This is a genomic window from Streptomyces sp. RGM 3693 (assembly GCF_050471125.1).
Classification (GTDB): domain Bacteria; phylum Actinomycetota; class Actinomycetes; order Streptomycetales; family Streptomycetaceae; genus Streptomyces.
Genome location: NZ_JBMPPQ010000001.1, coordinates 832,496 through 849,002 on the forward strand (window position 1 = coordinate 832,496; position 16,507 = coordinate 849,002).

At 71.2% G+C, this 16,507-nt stretch carries 12 protein-coding genes and 1 pseudogene; 9 read left to right on the forward strand and 4 right to left on the reverse strand.

Annotated elements, in window-relative coordinates; translation table 11 throughout:
* Positions 1 to 88: 88 nt before the first annotated feature.
* The gene (locus ACO0M4_RS03515; protein WP_430368137.1) at positions 89 to 745 is read left to right on the forward strand and encodes a TetR/AcrR family transcriptional regulator; all 657 of its coding nucleotides are present in this window, start codon (positions 89 to 91) and stop codon (positions 743 to 745) included.
* A 67-nt stretch (positions 746 to 812) separates the two neighbouring features.
* Here the strand turns inward: ACO0M4_RS03515 and ACO0M4_RS03520 are convergent, their stop codons facing one another.
* Positions 813 to 2,540 (reverse strand): TIGR03767 family metallophosphoesterase, encoded by a 1,728-nt coding sequence (locus tag ACO0M4_RS03520; RefSeq protein WP_430368138.1) that lies wholly within the window; start codon positions 2,538 to 2,540, stop codon positions 813 to 815.
* Between the two features lie 600 nt (positions 2,541 to 3,140).
* Complete coding sequence (locus ACO0M4_RS03525; protein ID WP_430368139.1) at positions 3,141 to 4,418, reverse strand: PucR family transcriptional regulator; 1,278 nt, start codon at positions 4,416 to 4,418, stop codon at positions 3,141 to 3,143.
* Positions 4,419 to 4,623: 205 nt separating this feature from the next.
* Between ACO0M4_RS03525 and ACO0M4_RS03530 the strand changes: the two genes are divergently transcribed.
* The 3 genes from ACO0M4_RS03530 (at position 4,624) to ACO0M4_RS03540 (ending at position 7,904) form a co-directional block, all read left to right on the forward strand.
* Complete coding sequence (locus ACO0M4_RS03530) at positions 4,624 to 5,550, forward strand: proline dehydrogenase family protein (protein ID WP_430368140.1); 927 nt, start codon at positions 4,624 to 4,626, stop codon at positions 5,548 to 5,550.
* 244 nt (positions 5,551 to 5,794) lie between these two features.
* Complete coding sequence (gene pruA / locus ACO0M4_RS03535; RefSeq protein WP_430368141.1) at positions 5,795 to 7,435, forward strand: L-glutamate gamma-semialdehyde dehydrogenase; 1,641 nt, start codon at positions 5,795 to 5,797, stop codon at positions 7,433 to 7,435.
* Between the two features lie 337 nt (positions 7,436 to 7,772).
* A complete protein-coding gene (locus tag ACO0M4_RS03540) occupies positions 7,773 to 7,904 on the forward strand; it encodes a hypothetical protein (protein WP_430368142.1) in 132 nt (43 codons plus the stop codon).
* A gap of 76 nt (positions 7,905 to 7,980) precedes the next feature.
* Here ACO0M4_RS03540 and ACO0M4_RS03545 read toward each other — a convergent pair.
* Positions 7,981 to 8,199: pseudogene (locus tag ACO0M4_RS03545) on the reverse strand (phosphoesterase); the annotation flags it as partial.
* 138 nt (positions 8,200 to 8,337) lie between these two features.
* Here ACO0M4_RS03545 and ACO0M4_RS03550 point away from each other — a divergent pair.
* From ACO0M4_RS03550 to ACO0M4_RS03560, 3 genes are all read left to right on the forward strand, one after another.
* Positions 8,338 to 9,546 carry an RNA-guided endonuclease InsQ/TnpB family protein gene (locus ACO0M4_RS03550; protein WP_430368143.1) on the forward strand — a complete coding sequence of 403 codons (1,209 nt, stop codon included), beginning with the start codon at positions 8,338 to 8,340 and terminating at the stop codon, positions 9,544 to 9,546.
* Positions 9,547 to 9,682: 136 nt separating this feature from the next.
* Positions 9,683 to 10,756, forward strand: a complete 1,074-nt coding sequence (locus ACO0M4_RS03555; RefSeq protein ID WP_430368144.1) for a 3-isopropylmalate dehydrogenase — start codon at positions 9,683 to 9,685, stop codon at positions 10,754 to 10,756.
* Positions 10,757 to 11,140: 384 nt separating this feature from the next.
* A complete protein-coding gene (locus tag ACO0M4_RS03560; protein WP_430368145.1) occupies positions 11,141 to 12,229 on the forward strand; it encodes a branched-chain amino acid aminotransferase in 1,089 nt (362 codons plus the stop codon).
* Between the two features lie 92 nt (positions 12,230 to 12,321).
* Here ACO0M4_RS03560 and ACO0M4_RS03565 read toward each other — a convergent pair whose 3' ends face one another.
* Positions 12,322 to 13,773, reverse strand: a complete 1,452-nt coding sequence (locus ACO0M4_RS03565; RefSeq protein ID WP_430368146.1) for a cytosine permease — start codon at positions 13,771 to 13,773, stop codon at positions 12,322 to 12,324.
* A 267-nt stretch (positions 13,774 to 14,040) separates the two neighbouring features.
* Here ACO0M4_RS03565 and ureA point away from each other — a divergent pair, with 267 nt between their 5' ends.
* Both ureA and ACO0M4_RS03575 read left to right on the forward strand, forming a co-directional pair.
* Complete coding sequence (gene ureA, locus ACO0M4_RS03570) at positions 14,041 to 14,748, forward strand: urease subunit gamma (RefSeq protein ID WP_430368147.1); 708 nt, start codon at positions 14,041 to 14,043, stop codon at positions 14,746 to 14,748.
* Positions 14,745 to 16,457: an urease subunit alpha gene (locus tag ACO0M4_RS03575; protein ID WP_430368148.1), complete on the forward strand. Its 1,713-nt coding sequence runs from the start codon at positions 14,745 to 14,747 to the stop codon at positions 16,455 to 16,457. Before ureA ends, ACO0M4_RS03575 begins: the two co-directional genes overlap by 4 nt.
* The last annotated feature ends 50 nt before the right edge of the window (positions 16,458 to 16,507 follow it).

Below are 16,507 nucleotides of genomic sequence, written 5' to 3' on the forward strand. Positions count from 1 at the left end.
GGCGCGGCGCCGCACGCCGGAGCCAATGGGTACGCCTGTGTAAGACGCTTGTCTGGTACGGGTGTATGGCCGGAGGTAGGGTGCCCGCATGGGACACCGCGAAGATCTTCTGGAGGGCGCCAAGCGGTGCCTCGTGGAGAAGGGGTACGCGCGCACCACCGCCCGCGACATCGTGGCCGCCTCCGGAGCCAACCTCGCCTCCATCGGCTATCACTACGGCTCCAAGGACGCGCTGATGCGCCAGGCGGTCATCGCGTCCAGCGAGGAGTGGGGCTCGGGGATCGCCGCGCCGCCCCCCGCCGGCCAGGAGGCGGCCGAGGGCGCCGGCCCGCTGGAGCGCTTCGCCGCCACCTGGGACACCGTGCTGCACCGCATCGCCACCGAGCGGGAGTTCATCGCCGCGCAGGTCGAGGTGCTCGGACTGCTGCCGCGTGACGCGGGGCTGCGGGAGGCGATCGGCGAGGTGCTGCCGGAGGGCAGCGAGGGGCTGGTCGCGGTCTTCGAGGGAGTGCCGGACACCGAGGTGGATCCGGCGGCCGCCCGGACCGTCGGCACCTTCTACCAGGCCCTGCTCACCGGCCTGATGGTGCAGTCGCTGGTCCGGCCGGACGGGATGCCGTCCGGCGCGGACCTGGCCGAGGCGCTCCGCCGGGTGACGACGGGCGAGGTGCTGGGCCCGGACCGGCCGGACCGGCCGGACCAGCCGGACCAGCCGCAGCCGGACCCGGCCGGGGCGGACGCGTAGCCGGGGCGGACGCGGCTGAGGCGGATCCGGCCGGGGCGGACGCGGGTCGGTGCCCGCGTCCGTCGGTTCACTTCCCGGGGCGGGTGAGCAGCAGTTCGGTGTTGTGGTCGGCGGGCGTGCCGAGCTTGGCGTCCGGGGTGGCGTACGGGTCGTTGTAGGACAGCTCGCGGTAGAGGGCGGCGAGTCCGGCGTCGGAGGTGTCGGTGACGTCGGTGACGTATGGGGCGGCGGACTCTATGAGGGTGGTGAACAGCGACAGCGTGCCGTCGCCGTTGTCGGCCAGCTCGATGATCCGGGCGTGCTGCGGGAAGTCGACGTGCGAGGCGGTGTTGATCTCCCAGAAGGCGCGCTCGGGCACCGCGTGGCCGTGCGGGGTGATGCGGTTCTCGTGGGTGTGGCCGTTCACCCAGGCGACCACGTTCGGGTAGCGCTGGAGCAGGGCGACCAGGGCCTTGCCGTCGTGCCGGCCCTCGAAGGGTCGGTACGGGTCGGGCAGCAGATTGCCCATGGTGGCGCTGGTGTGGTGGCTGAAGAGGACGACCAGGGAATCGCCCCCGCTGCCGCGCACCGGGCGGCCGTCGGCGTCGTACCAGCGGCTGCTGTGCGACTGGAGGACCGACTCCAGCCACCGCAGCTGCTCCGTGCCCAGCGAACCGTCCGCCCAGCCGGCCCGGTTGGTGGTGTCCAGGCTGATGCCCAGGACGCCTTCGGCGAGCGGGAAGGTGTAGTAGAGGTGACCGCTGGCCGCCGCGTCGGAGGTGAAGCCGTGGCCGACCGGGCCCGCGCCGGTGTACGCCGGGTCCAGATGGGCCTTGGCGAACTCGGCCGGGGTGAACGGGCGGCGCCGCTCGTCCGGGGTGATCTTGCGGATCGTGCCGCCGCCGGCCAGCAGCGAACCGAGCAGCGCCGCGGCGTGCGCCGGGTCGTGCTTGAGGGCGTCCGCGAGCCGGGCCGCGGCGGCGTCGTCGCAGCCCTCCAACTTCCGGTCGCCGGTGTACAACTCGCCCAGCAGGCCGAGGTCGGGCAGGGTGCCCTCGATGCTGTCGTCGTGGTTGCCGACCGTGGTGTACCAGGGGACGGTGAGGCCGGGCGCGCGGAACGGGCGGGCCGCACCGGACAGGAAGCCCGGTATCTGCGGCAGCCCCTTGGCCTTGTAGGCGTCCTGGAGCGCGGACTCGGGGTTCCAGTACGCCGCGTTGCCGGAGTTCTGCACGCCTTCGTAGCGCCGGGGGTCGCCGCTGCTCGGGGTGATCCGGCCGCCGCTCATCACCGTCAGGTACCAGTCGAGTTCGATCTGCTCGTGGTTGTCGGTGTTGTCGCCGGTGGCCATCACCGAGCCGAACGGCAGGTCGGTGTACGGGCCCCGGCGCACCGCGTTGACCCGCTCGACCAGTGACGAGGCGCCGCGCACGGTCACCGCCTCCTGCGGGCGGTAGGCACTGTCGTTGAACCGGGCCAAGTACTCGAACCGGACCGGTGACTCAACATCCGCCAGATGCAGGTCGGTGAACTGCACGAACGAGGCGAGCCCGGTCCGCCGGTCGTCCCGCCCCGCGCCGGCGCCGGCCAGGTCACCGCGCACCACCAGCGGCCAACCGGGCCCGGCCACCAGCCTCTTGTACGCCCCGGTGCCGACCGGGCGGGCGGCCTGCTCCAGCGTGGTGCCCCTGGTCCGCACGGCCCGCGCCGCGGTGACCGCCAGCGCCTGGTCGTAGGAGGTCGCCGACCACAGTGCGGCGCCCGCCGCCGCGGCGGACATTCTCGTCACGAACTGGCGGCGGTTCATCCCGTGCATCAAATCCCCCTGGGGCGGCAGTACATGGCAGCAGGCAGCGGTGCCCGGCGGGCCGACCCGGCGGTCGGTTCCCTCGGTCGGCGCACACGCTACTTGCCGGTAGCGTCCGGCAACAGGTCCTGTGGACAAAGGCTTTGTGGACAACAGGTGGCGTCCCGGGGCACTCCGGGGCATCCGGTGGCGGCGACCCGCCGGCGACCAACGATCAACCCAACGATCAACCCAACGATCAACTCTCCGAACGCCACCTACGTCCTCACCGGGATGGTCGCGACCCACGTCCCAAGTCCCACGCCCCACGACGCGCCGACCGGGGGGGCGATTCCGTCGACCTGTCCCGCGGGGTGACCGTGCTGGGCCACACCGGCCGGACCAACGGCCCCCTCCGCGATGTTCGGCACGCCGGACGGCGCGCACCAGTTGACGTTCGAGGGCAACGGCGACTGGTTGCCGGACCCGGCGCGCTACGTCGACGTGGCCGAGGCGGAATCTGCGGGGCTACCCCGGGGCAGGCCGAGGGGGCCCGGCCCGGGTCGCATCCCGCCGTCTGAAGGAGCGCGCGCCGCTCTGAGCCGCGCGCCGCTCTGAGCCGCGCGCCGCTCAGAGTCGCGCGGCCTTCAGCGCCATGTGGAGGAGGAGTCGGTCCGCGCCCTCGTCCAGGTCGAGGCCGGTCAACTTCTCGACCCGGGCCAGGCGGTAGTAGAGCGTCTGGCGGTGGATGCCCAGGTGCTGGGCGGTGCGGCCGGCCTGGCCCGCGCAGTCCAGGAACGCCTCAGCGGTCCGGGCGAGTTCGGCGTGCGTGGGGGCCAGCAGCGGGCCGACCGCCGGGTCGGCCGGGGCGGCCGGGAGGGCGGTCAACAGCCGGTAGGCGCCGATCGCGTCCCATTCGGCGACGGGACCGAGTCGGGGCTCGGCGCGGGCCGCGCGGGCCGCGTCCAGAGCCTGCTGCCAGGCGGTCGGCAGGTCGGTCAGCTCCCGGGTGGCGAGCCCGATCCCGGCGGCTCCCCGGGCGGAGCGGGCCCCCGCCCGGCCGGCCGCGACCGGGGTGCCGGCCGCCCGCGGGGAGCGCAGCAGGTGGTCGGCGGCCGTCTGGGCCGGGGCGAGCGAACCGGTCTGGCGCAGCCGGACGAGCGCGGCCAACGCGGGCTCGGCGGCGCCGGGGCCGGGCCGGTCCGGGTGGTCCGGCCGGTCCGGGGGGTCGGTGGCCACCGTGGGCAGCGGGCAGGCCGCGAGCAGACCCGGCAGGCTGGGCAGCGGAGCCGCGTCGGTGGTGGCGGTGTCCCAGGGCAGGACCGCCACCAAGGTGAGCGGCGTGCCGGGGGTGAAGCGCAGGGTGTCCCGGAGGGCGTCCCGCAGTGCGGCCGCCGCGGTGGCCCGGCCGGCGCCCTGAGAGGTCAGCAACTCCCGCAGCACTTCGGCGAGTTCGGAGCCGGCACGGGACTCGTGGGCCAGTAGGGCACCGATCCGTGCGGCGGTCTCCATGGCCTGGGCGATCCGGGGGTCGGGCGGGGTGCCGCGGCCGCCCAGTTCCAGGTCGGTCAGATGGCCGTCGTCCAGCAGCCACACGTAGCCGTGTACCACCCCGCGGTGCCGTACCGGGAGGCAGATTCGGCCTTTGAAGACCCCGGCCGCCGGGTCCGGGGGGATCCGCAGCGGGGAGGTGGCGCGGGCGATCCCGAACGCCTCGAACCAGGCGCGCACCGCCGCGGAGGACCGCCGTTGGAGGATCGAGCGGGTCCGCACCGGGTCCATGACCTCGTCGTCCTCGCTCTCGTGCGCGCCGAACGCGATCAGTCCGAAGTCCCGGTCCTCCAGCGTCGCCGGCGCACCGAGCGCCGCCGAGATCTCGTCCACCAACTGCTGGTAGTCGCCGCGCACCGCCGCCCGACCCCTCTCCTGTCACTGCCGTCACCTGCCTCCCATTCTCATACATCTGTCTGAGATGCCGGCCACGAAGGCGTGACAGCTGTCGATGGCCGGAAAGTGGCGAGATCCTTAAATTTCAGGTGGCTCATCTTGCCGCCGCGACCGCCCGATCGGCGCCCGCCCCGGCATTTGTCATCCTGAAACGTGGAGGTGCCCCATGCTGGGTCCCGTGCTTCTCGCCGCCGCGCGCAGCGACAGCATCCGCCGCGTCGTCGCGGCCGCTCCGGTCACTCGTCCCGTGGTCGACCGGTTCGTCGCGGGCGAGCGTCTGGACGAGTCGATGGCGGTCGTACGGAACCTCGCCGCCCGCGGCTTGGAGGTCACCCTCGACCACCTCGGCGAGGACATCACCGACCCGGCCGAGGCGCTGCGCAACCGCGACGCCTACCTCCAGCTGGCCGCGGCCCTCAAGGAACTCGGGCTCGGCGCCAAGGCCGAGATGTCGGTCAAGCTCTCCGCCTTCGGGCAGGCGCTGCCCGGCGGGCACGACCTGGCGCTGCGCAACGTCACTCCGGTGGTCGAGGCCGCCGCCGAAGCCGGCACCACCGTGACGCTGGACATGGAGGACCACACCACGGTCGACTCCACCCTCGCGATCCTCGGTGCGCTGCGCGAGCGCTTCCCCCAGACGGGCGCGGTGCTCCAGTCGTACCTCTTCCGCACCGAGGACGACTGCCGGGCACTGGCCGGGGCAGGCTCCCGGGTGCGGCTGGTCAAGGGCGCGTACAAGGAGCCCGCGACGGTCGCGTTCCAGGAGAAGCAGGAGGTCGACCGGGCCTACGTGCGCTGCCTGAAGATCCTGATGGCCGGGCAGGGCTACCCGATGGTCGGATCCCACGACCCGCGGATGGTCGCCATCGCCCAGGAGCTGGCGCACCGCAACGGCCGCAAGCCCGCCGACTACGAGTTCCAGATGCTGTTCGGCATCCGCGAGGCGGAGCAGCAGCGGCTGGTGGAGGAGGGCCACCGGATGCGGGTCTACATCCCCTACGGGACGGACTGGTACGGCTACTTCATGCGCCGCCTCGCCGAGCGCCCGGCCAACCTGACGTTCTTCCTGCGGTCCCTGGCCACCCGCGGCTGAGGGAACCAGGAGTGTCCGTGGCGGCACGCCACGGACACCCCGCTGACCGGCTCATTTGGGACAGGGTTTACCTTCTCTTTTGGTGCCATTTGGGTAGATCCTGGACAGGGGATCCTCCTGGACGGCGCCACTCGTAGCCGGCCACCCGCCGTGGCAGCGGCCTCGGCACGACCGACGTACACCGACGTACGACAACGAAACGATCGCGAACCGACGATCGCAAGCGTAAGGAGACACGGCCACCATGGACGCTGTGACCCAGGTCCCCGTGCCGGTGAACGAGCCGGTGCACAGCTACGCCCCGGGCAGCCCGGAGCGCTTCCGCCTGGAGGCCAAGCTCAAGGAGCTGGCCGGTAACCCCATCGAGCTGCCGATGACCATCGGCGGCGCACGACGGATGGGCGGCGGCGAGCGCTTCGACGTCGTACAGCCGCACCACCACTCCGCCCGCCTCGGCACCTACGCCAACGCCACCGTGCAGGACGCCCAGGACGCGGTGGACGCCGCGCTGGCCGCCGCCCCCGCCTGGCGCGCGATGTCCTTCGACGACCGCGCCGCGATCATCCTCAAGGCCGCCGACCTGCTCGCCGGCCCCTGGCGCGAGACGATGGCCGCCGCCACCATGCTCGGCCAGTCCAAGACCGCCCAGCAGGCTGAGATCGACACCCCCTGCGAGCTGGTCGACTTCTGGCGCTTCAACGTCCACTTCGCGCGCCAGATCCTCGCCGAGCAGCCGCCGGTGAACTCCCCGGGCGTCTGGAACCGCTCGGACCACCGCCCCCTCGAAGGCTTCGTCTACGCGATCACGCCCTTCAACTTCACCGCGATCGCCGGCAACCTCCCCACCGCCCCCGCCCTCATGGGCAACGTGGTGGTCTGGAAGCCGTCCCCGACGCAGACCTTCGCCGCGGTGCTGCTGATGCGCCTGCTGGAGGAGGCCGGCCTGCCGCCCGGCGTCATCAACCTCGTCACCGGCGACGGCAAGGACGTCTCCGAGGTGGCCCTGACCCACCCCGACCTGGCGGGCATCCACTTCACCGGCTCGACCAGGACCTTCCAGTACCTCTGGAAGACGGTCGGCACCAACATCGAGCACTACAAGACCTACCCGCGGCTGGTCGGCGAGACCGGCGGCAAGGACTTCATCGTCGCCCACCCCTCGGCCGACCGTGCGGTGCTGAAGACCGCCATGACCCGCGGCGCCTTCGAGTTCCAGGGCCAGAAGTGCTCCGCGGCCTCCCGCGCCTACGTCCCGGCGTCGCTGTGGAACGCCGGCTTCAAGGAGGAGTTCGCCGCCGAGGTCGACGCCCTGTCCATGGGTGACGTCACCGAGCTGGCGAACTTCATGGGCGCGGTCATCGACGAGCGCTCCTTCGCCAAGAACAAGGCGGCGATCGACCGCGCCAAGGCCGACCCGACCATCGAGGTCGTGGCCGGCGGCAGCTACGACGACAGCGTCGGCTACTTCGTCCGCCCGACGGTCCTGGTCTCCACCGACCCGGAGAACGAGATCTTCAAGGACGAGTACTTCGGCCCCATCCTCGGCGTCTACGTCTACGACGACGCGGCCGAGGGCGGCTACGACGCCATGCTCACCCAGATGGAGTCCGCCTCGGCATACGGCCTGACCGGCTGCGTCATCGCCCAGGACCGCGCCGCGGCCGCCGCCACCTGCGAGAAGCTGCGCTTCGCGGCCGGCAACTTCTACATCAACGACAAGCCCACCGGTGCCGTGGTCGGCCAGCAGCCGTTCGGCGGCGGCCGCGCCTCCGGCACCAACGACAAGGCCGGCGCCAAGCAGAACCTGATGCGCTGGACCTCCACCCGCTCCATCAAGGAGACCCTGGTCCCGCCGACCGACTACCGCTACCCGCACATGGGCTGACGCCCACCCGCCCGGCCGCGGCCGCCCTCCAGCGCGCACTCGACCGCCGCGACACGTGTGCGCACCTCCGGACCGCTTCCAGGACGGTCCGCGCGTGATCGCCGTCTCAAATAGTAGGAAGCCCAAGTAATTGTGCAGACATCACGGCCGGGCTGTCCTAGCTTTGTAGGAGCCGAACGTATCGCTGCATCCAGCGAATGCGGATGCGGCCTGGCGCGCCCGCGCAGGTGACCCCTGCGGCGCCGTGGCCCCCGCCCCCCGGCCGTTCCCGTACCACCCCACCCCTCTTCGACCTAACCCTTCAGTTCTCGGGGCTTTGGCATTGGAGACGCGCATCATGGCCGAGACCGCTGTCCGCAGGACCCGTCACTCCTCCCGTCAGACCAACGACTCCGACCGCCGCAACGCCGCGGCCGCCCTCCAGCGCGCACTCGACCGCCGCGACAACGGCGGCGCCACCGGTCACTGAGCACACCGACCCCGCTCATGCGCCAGGGGCGCCCGGGAGGTGGTCCCGGGCGCCCCTGGCGTGGTGGTGCGGGCGGTCAGCTCCGGCGGCGGGAGCGGGTGACCTCGAAGTGGTCGATGCGCTCACCGGACTCGGCGAGGGCGGTGACCTGCATCCGGGGACGGGCGCCCGGGGTGACCTCGACGGCGATGAAGGAGTAGCCGGTGTAGCGGACCCGGGACCACTCGACGGTCTCCTTGGCCTTCGCCTGGCCCTTGGTCCAGTGGTAGGTGTCCACGTGGTCCAGGTCCTTGACCGGTTCTCTTGACCGCAAGCCCTGTCGTTTAGGGCGGAGTCGGCCCATCCCTGGACCGGGGCCGCGCACCTCCGGAGTCCGCTGCGTTGTCAGTGGCGTGCACTACGTTGATCGCATCGTTTGAAGGGGGGTGTTCTCATGCTGACAGGCCGCATGTATCGGCTTGAGCTGACGGCCGCGCAGGCCGCGCAGTGTCAGGAGTTCGCGGATATCTGCCGGGCGGTGTGGAACACCGGCCTGGAACAGCGGCGCCAGTACCGGCAGCGCGGGGAGTGGATGAACTACGCCCCGCAGTGCGCCGAGCTGGCCGACGCCAAGCGCGAACACAAATGGCTTCGAGCCGCACCGTCGCATGTGTTGCAACAGACGTTGAAGGACCTGGATCGGGCCTGCCAGGAGCACGGGACGTTCAAGGTGCGGTGGCGGTCCAAGACCCGCTGGTCCGCCGCGTTCCGGTTTCCCGACGCCAAGCAGGTCCGAGTGGAGCGGTTGGGCCGCAAGTGGGGCCGGGTGAAGCTTCCGAAGTTGGGATGGGTGCGCTTCCGCTGGTCGCGTCCCCTCGGCGGTGAAATCCGCTCCGCCACGGTGTCCCGCAGGGGCGACCAGTGGTCCGTGTCGTTCCTTGTGGACGACCAGGCCGTCACTCCCAAAAAGCACGCTATGCCCGGCACGGCCGTCGGTATCGACCGGGGCGTGAAGACGGCGGCCGTCACCAGCGATGGCACGTTCCACGACCGGCAGTTCATTACGGTCGGCGAGGCCGTGCGGTACCGCAGGCTTCAGCAGAAGCTCGCCAGATCGCGGCGCGGCAGTGCCAACCGGCGCAAGACGATCACTGCCATGGGCCGGATCACGAACCGGGTCACCGACCGGCGCAGCGACTTCTGCGCCCACACCGCGCACCGCATCACCGCCGGCAATGCCCTCGTGGTCCTCGAGGACCTACGGATCAAGAACATGTCCGCCTCGGCGTCCGGAACGCTCACCGAGCCGGGCCGACAGGTCGCGCAGAAACGCGGCCTGAATCGGGCCATCCTGGACAAAGGTTGGCACCGCCTGGAACTCGCCCTCAACAACGCGGCCCGGTACACGGGCACGCGTGTGGTGAAGGTCAATCCCGCGTACACGTCGATGTCCTGCCATGCTTGCGGCCACACGGCACCGGAGAACCGCGATAGCCAAGCGGTCTTCCGGTGCCGTGCCTGCGGGCATCAGGACCACGCCGACATCAACGCGGCAAAGAACATTAAGGCGGCCGGGCTGGCCGTCTCAGCCTGTGGAGACCTCGGCGCTGGCCGGTCTGTGAAGCAGGAACCCGTAAGCCGGGTAACCGGCCGAATCCCCTAGGAGGGAATCCCGGCCCTTCAAGGCATGGAGGATGCCAAGTGGCCTTCGTAGCTGCCCGGTGAGGGTGCGATAGGCGCCCACGTCCGCATGCCGGACGTCACGTGTCAATCATTGGGACGGAGAGTAGGGTCCAGGCATGTCTCGCAGCATTCGCCTCGCAGTGATCCCCGGTGACGGTATCGGCCAGGAAGTCGTGGCGCAGGGCCTGAAGGTCCTGACCGCGGTCCTCCCGCAGGACGTCAAGCTGGAAACCAAGGAGTACGACCTCGGGGCCAAGCGCTGGCACCGGACCGGCGAGACCCTGCCGGACGCGGAGCTGGCCGCGCTGAAGGATCACGACGCGATCCTGCTCGGCGCGATCGGCGACCCGACGGTGCCGTCCGGCGTCCTGGAGCGCGGGCTGCTGCTCAAACTCCGCTTCGCCTTCGACCACTTCGTCAACCTGCGCCCCTCGAAGCTGTTCCCGAACACCGCGACCCCGCTGGCCGGCCGCCCCGACATCGACTTCGTCGTCGTCCGCGAGGGCACCGAGGGCCCGTACACCGGCAACGGCGGCAGCCTGCGGACCGGCACCCCGGCCGAGGTCGCCACCGAGGTCAGCGTGAACACCGCCTACGGCGTGGAGCGGGTGGTCCGGGACGCCTACGAGCGGGCCAACGCCCGCCCGCGCAAGAAGCTGACGCTGGTCCACAAGAACAACGTCCTGGTCTACGCCGGCCACATGTGGAAGAACATCTTCGACAAGGTCGGCCAGGAGTACCCCGAGGTCACCACCGACTACCTGCACGTCGACGCGGCGACGATCTTCTTCGTCACCCAGCCCGAGCGGTTCGACGTGATCGTCACCGACAACCTCTTCGGCGACATCCTCACCGACCTCGCCGCGGCCGTCACCGGCGGCATCGGCCTGGCCGCCTCCGGGAACATCAACCCCACCGGCGCCTTCCCGTCGATGTTCGAGCCGGTGCACGGCTCCGCGCCGGACATCGCGGGCACCGGCAAGGCCGACCCGACCGCCACGATCCTCTCCGTCGCGCTGCTGCTGCGCCACCTCGGCTACGAGGAGCAGGCCGCCCGCATCGAGACCGAGGTCGCCGCCGACCTGGAGGCCCGATGGGGGCACCTCCCTGGCCCTTCAGGCCAAGGGGGAGGCGCGGCCCGCACCACCGACGAGATCGGTGACGCGCTCGCCGCACGCGTAGCGGGCTGACGCCCGCCGCACGAGCAGCACCCCAGCGCCGGGCCGGTCAACGGTCCGGCGCTGTCCGCATTGACCCGGTCCGGGCTACCGACGGGTTGGATGCCACCATCTGACGCGGGCCGCGCACGCCGGTTCCAGCGGCGGACGCCCGCGAGCGATAATCGGACGAGGGGCCGCCGTCCGGCGGGAAACTTGGACGTCCCAGTAACGACCGGTACGACCGAGTGCCCACAGTGCGCGCGGCCGCTCCCAACCGCACCGGTGCCGTGAGCGGGGACCCTCCCCGACCCCCGGCCGGAGGGCCGGGCCGGTGACCCTCCCCAGCGCACGCTGGGTGGGGAGTACCCCGGGAGTACCCCGGTATCGGACCACGCAGTGTAAGGACATGCATACATGACGACGCCGACGATCGAGCTCAAGCCCTCCTCGCACCCGCTGCCCGCGGCGGAGCGGGAGCAGATCCTGGCCGCCCCCGGCTTCGGCCGCCACTTCACCGACCACATGGTGACGATCAAGTGGACCGAGGGCCGCGGCTGGCACGACGGGCAGCTCGTGCCGTACGGGCCGCTCTCCCTCGACCCGGCGACCAACGTCCTGCACTACGCGCAGGAGATCTTCGAGGGGCTGAAGGCGTACCGCCAGCCCGACGGCAGCGTCGCGACCTTCCGCCCGGACGCCAACGCCCGGCGCTTCCAGGCGTCCGCCCGCCGGCTGGCCATGCCGGAGTTGCCGGTCGAGACCTTCATCGAAGCCTGCGACCTGCTGGTCCAGCAGGACAAGGACTGGGTGCCCGCGCACGGCGGCGAGGAGTCGCTGTACCTCCGCCCGTTCATGATCGCCACCGAGGTGGGGCTGGGCGTCAAGCCCGCCAGCGAGTACCTCTTCGTCGTCATCGCCTCGCCCGCCGGCGCGTACTTCCCCGGCGGCGTCAAGCCGGTCTCCATCTGGCTCTCCGAGGACCGGGTGCGGGCCGTCCCCGGCGGTATGGGTGACGCCAAGACCGGCGGCAACTACGCCGCGTCGCTGCTCGCCCAGGCCGAGGCCGCGGCCCGCGGCTGCGACCAGGTCGCCTACCTCGACGCGGTGGAGCACACCTGGGTCGAGGAGCTCGGCGGGATGAACCTCTACTTCGTCTACGGCGACAAAATCGTCACCCCGAAGCTGACCGGCTCGCTGCTCGCCGGCGTCACCCGCGACTCGCTGCTCTCCGTCGCCCGCGACCTGGGCTACGCGTCGGAGGAGGGGCGGGTCTCCATCGACCAGTGGCAGAACGACTCCGCCGACGGCACGCTCACCGAGGTCTTCGCCTGCGGCACCGCCGCGGTGATCACCCCGGTCGGCACGGTCAAGCGGGCGGGCGCCGAATGGCACCAGTCCGGCGGCGAGCCGGGCAAGGTCACGTTGAAGCTGCGCGAGGCGCTGCTGGACATCCAGCGCGGAGTGACCGCCGACGACCACGGCTGGATGCACCGCATCGGCTGACGCGTGGCCCCCGGCCCCCTACGCATCCGCGAGGCCGCCCCGGCATCCTGCCGGGGCGGCCTCGCGCTCGTTCACCCTGCCGGGTCGGTGGGTCAGCCGACCTTGGTGGGGTTCTGCGTCGCGGCGGTCGGCGCGTTGGCGGTGGCCGCGCGCAGCGGCGGGACCGGGCGCGGCTGCCGGGCGACCAGGATCAGGTAGACGAGCGCGGCGGTGGCGGCGGCCAGCAGGAAGCTCATATCGATCCCGCCGGTGTACTTCAGCAGCGGCCCCTCGTAGGGGGATCCCACGGCCAGCAGGCCGACCGCGGAGCCGAGTGCCCAGGCGAGGGTGGCCTGGACGTTCCAGCCGGCCTTGAACCAGTACACGCCGCCGACCGTGCCGCGGTTGTAGACCTGGAGCGAGTCCGGGTCGTAGACACCGCGGCAGCGGAAGAAGCCGATCACGGTGATGACCGCCCACGGGGTGCCGATGGCGGTCATCAGGAGGACGAAGGCCGTCATCGCGTTCTGGGCGTCCCACAGGAAGTGGCCGACGTAGACCAGCGCGGTGGAGAGTCCGGCGACGACGTAGGTGGCCTGGGTGCGGGTGGCGCGCGGCAGGATCGCGTCCAGGTCCAGGCCCATGCTGTAGAGCATCAGACCGGAGTTGCCCGCGGACCCGGCCGAGGCGTTGAGCAGCAGGAAGACCAGGTACCACAGGGGGGCGCCGGCGACCAGCGGGCCGGCGTAGTCCGAGCCGGCGCCGACCGCGAGCGCGCTGAACGTCCCGAACAGCTGCGGCACCAGCAGGCCGAGGACCAGGCCCAGGTAGGTGGCGCCGAAGACGGCCTTGGAGCGGTGGCGGCGGGGGGAGATGTAGCGGCTGTAGTCGCCGAGCAGGGTGATGAAGGCGATCGGGCCGCTCAGGCCGGCGGAGACCGCGGAGAGCAGCCAGGTCTGCCAGTAGCCGCCCAGGGCGTAGTGGACGCCGGGGATCGGGCCGGTGGTGAAGTGGTGCGCGAACGCGAAGACGCCGATCACCAGCAGGATCGTGAGGCCGATCGAGAGCACCTTGCTGAGCCGCAGCAGCACCTTGTAGCCGTAGACCGCGCCGACGGCGGTGGCGGCGGCCAGCACCGCGTAGACGACCGTGTACGCCGCCCCGTCGGCCGGCAGGTCGATGAGGCGGTGGAGACAGCCGACCATCGCGTCCCCGCCGACCCAGAGGGTCAGCGCGGTGTAGCCGAGCGAGAGCAGGAGGCCGATCACCGAGCCGATGAGCCGGCCGCGGACGCCGAAGAAGGCGCCGCTGCTGGTGGAGAGGTTGGTCGCGCTGCGCAGCGAGACCAGGGCGAGCGGCGCGGTCAGCAGGGCGCCGACCAGGGTGCCGGCCGCGAGGGAGGTGACCGAGCCCCAGAAGCCGAGGCCGAAGGAGACCGGTAGCCAGCCGAAGATCACAACGCCGAGTGCGAGGTTCGAGCCGAGCAGGATGGAGACGAGGTCGCGAGGGCTGCTGGTGCGCTCCTCGTCCGGGATCGTGTCGACTCCGCGTTGTTCTATCGGCATGAGGCTCCCCTGAGAGGCCGGAACAGATGTGAGAAGCGGTGCAGGGCGCAGTGCTCCGTCGTGGACAAGGGCTTCGTTCGTCGGACCGTACGAAGCGCGTGCTCGCTGCTGCGAGATCATTTGAGTGATGCTCTAAAAACGATCAGTTCAAGCCATCTTCTAGAGCGACGCTCAATATGAAGGACGGTTCCTGCCTAGGTCAATGGTTTCGGAATGATGAATTCCGAGTTAGAGTGATGCTCAATTCGAGCGGGAGGAAGTGACAGGATGCGGCTCACCCCCACAGAGCGCGACCGGCTGCTGCTGTTCGGCGCGGCCGAACTGGCGCGGGCGCGCCGGGCCCGCGGCCTGAAGCTGAACGTCCCCGAGGCGACCGCGTTGATCGCGGACACAGTCTGCGAGGCGGCGCGGGACGGGCGCCGCCTCGCTGAGGCCATCGAGGCGGCCCGTAGCGTGCTGGGCCCGGAGGACGTCCTGCCGGGGGTGGCCGACGTCGTCACCGAGGTGCACGTCGAGGCCGTCTTCGACGACGGCTCCCGGCTCGCGGTGGTCACCGACCCGATCGGCGCCGAACCCGTCGTGGCGCCCGGCGACGCGGCGACGCGCGTGCCCGGCGCGGTGCTGCCGGGCCCGGCCGACCCCGAGCCGGAGCCCGTCGTGGTGGTCGCGGTGCGTAACACCGCGACGGTGCCGATCAGTGTCACCTCGCATTTCCACTTCTTCGAGGCCAATCCCCGGTTGGAGTTCGACCGTGCCGCCGCGTACGGGATGCGGTTGTGTGTCCCGGCTGGTTCGTCGGTGCGGTTCGACGTCGGTGGGTCCTCGGAGGTCGGTCTGGTGCCGATCGGCGGCGCCCGGATCGCGATCGGCTTCGCCGGTCTGGTCGACGGTCCGCTCGACGCGCCGGGCGCCAAGGACGAAGCGCTGCGGCGGGCCGCCGCCTGTGGCTACCTGGGAGCGGAGGAGCAGGTATGAGCCGGAGCATCGACCCTTACGAGTACGCCTCGGTCCACGGCCCGCGCGCCGGTGACCGGGTGGTCCTCGGCGACTCCGGACTGGTGGTCCGGGTGGAGTCGGACTCCCAGAAGCCGGGCGAGGAGTTCCTGGCCGGCTTCGGCAAGACCGCCCGGGACGGACTGCACCTCAAGGCCGCGTCGCTGCGCGAGACCTGCGACGTGGTGATCAGCAACGTCCTGGTCATCGACGCGATCCAGGGCATCCGCAAGGTGTCCATCGGCATCCGCGAGGGCCGCATCCACGCCATCGGACGGGCCGGCAACCCCGACACCCTCGACGGTGTCGACGTCGTCGTCGGCACCGGCACCTCGATCGTCTCCGGCGAGGGCATGATCGCCACCGCCGGCGCCGTGGACACCCACGTCCACCTGCTCTCCCCGCGCGTGATGGAAGCCTCGCTGGCCTCCGGCGTGACCACCATCATCGGCCAGGAGTTCGGGCCGGTCTGGGGCGTCGGCGTGAACTCCCCTTGGGCGCTGCGCCACGCCTTCAACGCCTTCGACGCCTGGCCGGTCAACATCGGCTTCCTGGGCCGCGGTTCGTCCTCCGGCGAGGCGCCGCTGGTCGAGGCGTTGGTCGAGGGCGGCGCCCTGGGCTTCAAGGTCCACGAGGACATGGGTGCGCACGCCCGTGCCCTGGACACCGCGCTGCGGGTGGCCGAGGAGTACGACGTTCAGGTCGCGCTGCACAGTGACGGCCTCAACGAGTGCCTCACCGTCGAGGACACCCTGCGGGTCCTGGACGGTCGGACCATCCACGCCTTCCACATCGAGGGCTGCGGTGGCGGTCACGTCCCCAACGTGTTGAAGATGGCCGGCGTGCCCAACGTCATCGGTTCCTCGACCAACCCCACCCTGCCCTTCGGGCGGGACGCGGTCGCCGAGCACTACGGCATGATCGTCTCGGTCCACGACCTCAAGACGGACCTGCCCGGCGACGCCGCGATGGCCCGGGACCGCATCCGCGCCGGCACCATGGGCGCCGAGGACGTCCTGCACGACCTCGGGGCGATCGGCATCACCTCCTCCGACGCCCAGGGCATGGGCCGGGCCGGCGAGACCGTCCGCCGCACCTTCGCCATGGCCGGCAAGATGAAGGCCGAACTCGGGCCCCTTCTTCCCCATGACGGGGGGGCTGGCGACGGTGCCCACGACGACAACGCCCGGGTGCTCCGCTACATCGCCAAACTCACCATCAACCCCGCCATCGCCCACGGCCTCTCCCACGAGATCGGGTCGATCGAGGTCGGCAAGATGGCCGACATCGTGCTGTGGAAGCCCCAGTACTTCGGCGCCAAACCACAGTTGGTACTCAAGTCCGGCTTCCCCGCCTACGGCGTCACCGGTGACCCCAACGCCGCCACCGACACCTGCGAACCCCTCGTGCTCGGCCCGCAGTTCGGGGCGCACGGCGCCACTCCGGCCGAGATCTCGGTGGCCTTCGTCGCCGGCGCCGCGGTCGAGCAGGGCGGCGACGGGATGCCCACCCGCCGGCGCCGGGTCGCGGTCCGCGGCACCCGCGGCATCGGCCCCCGCAACCTGATCCACAACGCCCGGGTCGGCGACGTCCAGGTCGACGAGCGCAGCGGACTGGTCACCCTCGACGGCGACCCGATGCGCTCCGAACCGGCCGACACGGTCTCGCTGTCCAGGCTCTACTTCCTCTGAACTCCCTCCGACGAGTTCTCCTCCGACCGACGAGTTCTCCTCCGAGGAGA

Coding starts and splice junctions, on each gene's coding strand:
- ACO0M4_RS03515 (WP_430368137.1), top strand. CDS start 89: ATGGGACACCGCGAAGATCTTCTGGAGGGCGCCAAGCGGTGCCTCGTG.
- ACO0M4_RS03520 (WP_430368138.1), bottom strand. CDS start 2,540: ATGCACGGGATGAACCGCCGCCAGTTCGTGACGAGAATGTCCGCCGCG.
- ACO0M4_RS03530 (WP_430368140.1), top strand. CDS start 4,624: ATGCTGGGTCCCGTGCTTCTCGCCGCCGCGCGCAGCGACAGCATCCGC.
- pruA (WP_430368141.1), top strand. CDS start 5,795: ATGGACGCTGTGACCCAGGTCCCCGTGCCGGTGAACGAGCCGGTGCAC.
- ACO0M4_RS03540 (WP_430368142.1), top strand. CDS start 7,773: ATGGCCGAGACCGCTGTCCGCAGGACCCGTCACTCCTCCCGTCAGACC.
- ACO0M4_RS03550 (WP_430368143.1), top strand. CDS start 8,338: ATGCTGACAGGCCGCATGTATCGGCTTGAGCTGACGGCCGCGCAGGCC.
- ACO0M4_RS03555 (WP_430368144.1), top strand. CDS start 9,683: ATGTCTCGCAGCATTCGCCTCGCAGTGATCCCCGGTGACGGTATCGGC.
- ACO0M4_RS03560 (WP_430368145.1), top strand. CDS start 11,141: ATGACGACGCCGACGATCGAGCTCAAGCCCTCCTCGCACCCGCTGCCC.
- ACO0M4_RS03565 (WP_430368146.1), bottom strand. CDS start 13,773: ATGCCGATAGAACAACGCGGAGTCGACACGATCCCGGACGAGGAGCGC.
- ureA (WP_430368147.1), top strand. CDS start 14,041: ATGCGGCTCACCCCCACAGAGCGCGACCGGCTGCTGCTGTTCGGCGCG.
- ACO0M4_RS03575 (WP_430368148.1), top strand. CDS start 14,745: ATGAGCCGGAGCATCGACCCTTACGAGTACGCCTCGGTCCACGGCCCG.